The 3,217-nt window shown below is 68.1% G+C and carries 4 protein-coding genes; all 4 read left to right on the top strand.

Going from position 1 to position 3,217, the window contains the following annotated elements:
* A partial coding sequence (locus K7W42_RS22565; RefSeq protein WP_224577651.1) for a hypothetical protein occupies nucleotides 1–191 on the top strand: 191 nt, incomplete at its 5' end.
* The gene (locus K7W42_RS22560) at nucleotides 188–475 is read left to right on the top strand and encodes a hypothetical protein (RefSeq protein WP_224577649.1); all 288 of its coding nucleotides are present in this window, start codon (nucleotides 188–190) and stop codon (nucleotides 473–475) included. The genes K7W42_RS22565 and K7W42_RS22560, both read left to right, overlap by 4 nt.
* Complete coding sequence (locus K7W42_RS22555) at nucleotides 472–2,751, top strand: DNA methyltransferase (RefSeq protein WP_224577648.1); 2,280 nt, start codon at nucleotides 472–474, stop codon at nucleotides 2,749–2,751. Before K7W42_RS22560 ends, K7W42_RS22555 begins: the two co-directional genes overlap by 4 nt.
* A partial coding sequence (locus K7W42_RS22550; protein WP_224577646.1) for an adenine nucleotide alpha hydrolase family protein occupies nucleotides 2,748–3,217 on the top strand: 470 nt, incomplete at its 3' end. The genes K7W42_RS22555 and K7W42_RS22550, both read left to right, overlap by 4 nt.

Raw genomic sequence — 3,217 nt, 5'->3', positions numbered from 1 at the left:
TGCGCGAGACGCAGGCGGCCCTGAGTGCCCCGGATACCACCCTGGCCCAGGCCGCGTTGTTGTTCGACGACCTGATGCACCTGCGCGCCGAGCGTCTGGCCCTGATCGAGGGCCGGGACGCCTGCCCGTTCACGCCCCTGCCGCCGCTGCCGATGACCCCAGCGCGCGAACTCGTGGAGGACCGCCGATGATCCAGCCCGCCCCAAGACTGACCCATGCCCGCCTGCCCCACCGGCCCCGGCGATTCGTGCGCCGCTTGCGCGTGTTCGCTCGCCGCACCCTGCGGCCGTATGGGGAGGCCTGCGCGGGCCTGGGGGCGACCGGCGTGCTGGTGTTTCCCGTGTGCCTGGTGGAAGCGGGCCGGCCCTGGCTGGCGGTGAATGCCTTGCTGCTGGTGCTGAGCGTGCTGGTCTGCCTGCTGGGCCTGGGCACCATGCCGGGGAGCATCGAGAAGGGCCGGGTGAAGGCGCTGTGACCACCTACCGCGACTTTCTAGACGCCAAGGTGGTGGACGTGGCCCCGCTGGGCTTCACCCCCGGCGCCCTGCCTACAGTCCTCAAACCCTTTCAGCACCAACTGGTGACCTGGGCGCTCGAGCAAGGCCGCGCCGCCCTCTTCGCCGAGCGCGGTCTGGGCAAGGCCCTGATGGAACTCACCTGGGCCAGCGAGGTGGCCACCCACACCGGCCGCCCCGCCCTGATCCTGGCCCCGCTGGCCGTCACCTTCCAGCTGGAGGCCGAGGCCCGCAAGTTCGGTCTGCCCGCGGCGGTGTGGAGCGGAGGCGCGTTGCCGGACGGACCGGTCATCCTGACCAATTACGAGAAGCTGGAGGCCTTGAGCGACGCGGGGCACGTGGGCGCATTCGCCGGCGTGGCCCTGGACGAGAGCAGCATCCTGAAAAGCTTCATGGGTCGCACCAAGATGGCGCTGATCGACGCCTTTGCCGCCACCCCTTACCGACTGGCGGCCACCGCGACGCCCAGCCCGAACGACATCGTGGAACTGGGCAACCATGCGGAATTCCTCGGGCTCATGGAACCGGGCGAGATGCTGACCCGCTGGTTCATCAACGACACCACGGCCGCGCAGACCTTCCGGCTCAAACGCCATGGCGAGGCCGATTTCTTCCGCTGGCTGAGCACCTGGGCCCGCGCCCTGCGGCTGCCCAGCGACCTTGGGGCCGAGTTCTCCGATGACGGCTACGCCCGTCCAGCCCCCGAGTATGTCGTGCACACGGTGCAGACGGACCACACGGGCGCGGCCGAGGAACAGGGCACGCTGTTTCGCCAGGTCTCCGGCAGCGCGACCAGCCTGCACAAGGAACTGAAGTTGACCCTGGCCGAGCGGGCGGCGCAGGTGGCCGCGTTGGTCGCGGCCGAGCCTGAAGAGCCCTGGGCCCTGTGGGTGCACACGAACGAAGAAGGAGAGGCCTTACGCGCGCTGCTGCCCGAGGCCTTGGAAGTCCGGGGCAACATGACCCCAGCGCAAAAAGAAGAGGGCCTCCGTGCCTTCAGTGAAGGCCGGGCCCGCCTCCTGATCACCAAGCCGTCTATCGCCGGGTGGGGCATGAACTGGCAGCACTGCGCGCGCACGGCCGTCATGAGCCTGAATTACAGCTTCGAGGAGCTGTACCAGGTCGTGGGCCGCTTCGACCGCTACGGCCAGGAACGCCCCGTGCAGGTGCACCTCGTGACGACCGACACCCATCAGACGGTGCTGGGCACCATCCGCCGGAAGGAAGGCGAGCACCGCGCGATGCAGGACCGCCTGATCCGGGCAACCCAGGACGCCGTGCAGGGAACCGGAGTCCGCCTCGCTGTGGGCCCAGCCCACCGACGCACCGTCGAGGGCCCGGACTACCGCCTCTTTAACGGCGACTGCTGTGAGGTCATCCGTGATCTGCCGAGCAACAGCCACGACTTCCAGATCTTCAGCCCCCCGTTCTCGAACCTCTACAGCTACAGCCCGGATCTGCGGGACATGGGCAACACCGACGATGACGGGCACTTCTTCGCGCACTTCGCCTACCTGATTCCCGAGCTGCGCCGCACCCTGAAGCCGGGGCGCCTGGCGGCCGTGCACGTCAAGAACCTGCAGGTGTACAAGAGTAAGGACGGGTACACCGCGCTGCGCGACTTCCGGGGCGAGTGCATCCGCGCCTTCTTGGACGCGCAGCCGTGCGAGGACGGCAGTTTCTGGACCTATCACAGCGAGATTTGCATCTGCACAGACCCGGTGCGGGAAATGCAGCGCACGAAGGCGCATGGGCTGCTGTACAAGAACATTCGGGAACACGCGGCGAACAACCGGCAGGGGATGGCGGAGTACGTGATCGTGTTCCGCAAGTGGGGGCCGGGCATGGATGAAACGCCCCGCGTGACGCATGACCCAGCGGACTTCACGCTCGACACCTGGCAGCGGTATGCCTCGCCGGTGTGGTTTGACATCAACCGCACGGACGTACTGAACGCGAAGATTGCCAGCACCGATGAGGATGAAAAGCACCTGGCGCCGCTGCAGCTGGAGGTGATCCGGCGGTGTGTGCGGCTGTGGACGAATCCGGGGGACGTGGTGTTCACGCCGTTTCTGGGGGTGGGCAGCGAGGCCTACGGGGCGGTGCAGCTGGGCCGGCGGGCGGAGGGCATTGAACTGAAGCCGGAGTACTTCGCGTGGGCGGAGAAGAACGTGGCGCAGGCGAGCGAGCAGGCGGCAACGCGGCTGTTTCCGATGGATGCGGCGGTACCGGCATGAAGGGCGAGCTCTCCCTGTGGGCCGAGGAGCGCCAGACGCTGCCGGACGCCCTGGAGCTGACCGCCCTGAGCCTCAACGAGTACGGCCGCACCCACCGTCACTGGGTGGTGGCCTACTCCGGCGGCAAGGACAGTACCGCCACCGTGACCGTTATTGACTGGCTGATTGCTCAGGGCCGCGTGCAGGCCCCAGAGAGCCTCACCGTCCTGTACGTGGACACGCGCATGGAACTGCCGCCCCTGCAGGCCAGCGCCGCGCAGGTCCTGGCCCGGCTCCAGTCACGCGGCGCGCAGGTGCAGACCATCGTGCCGGCCCTGGACAAGCGCCTGCTGGTCTACATCCTGGGCCGGGGCGTGCCCCCACCCAAGAACACCTTCCGCTGGTGTACGCGGCAGCTGAAGCTCGACCCTATGCGGGCGGCCCAGCAGGCCCTGATTCAGGCGCACGGCGAGATCCTGCTGATCAC

The organism is Deinococcus betulae (genome assembly GCF_020166395.1).
Classification (GTDB): Bacteria; Deinococcota; Deinococci; order Deinococcales; family Deinococcaceae; genus Deinococcus; species Deinococcus betulae.
This window is presented reverse-complemented; position numbering and strand designations above follow the sequence as displayed.

Excerpts from the sequence above, each read along its gene's own strand:
- K7W42_RS22560 (WP_224577649.1), top strand. The coding sequence starts at position 188 with ATGATCCAGCCCGCCCCAAGACTGACCCATGCCCGCCTGCCCCACCGG.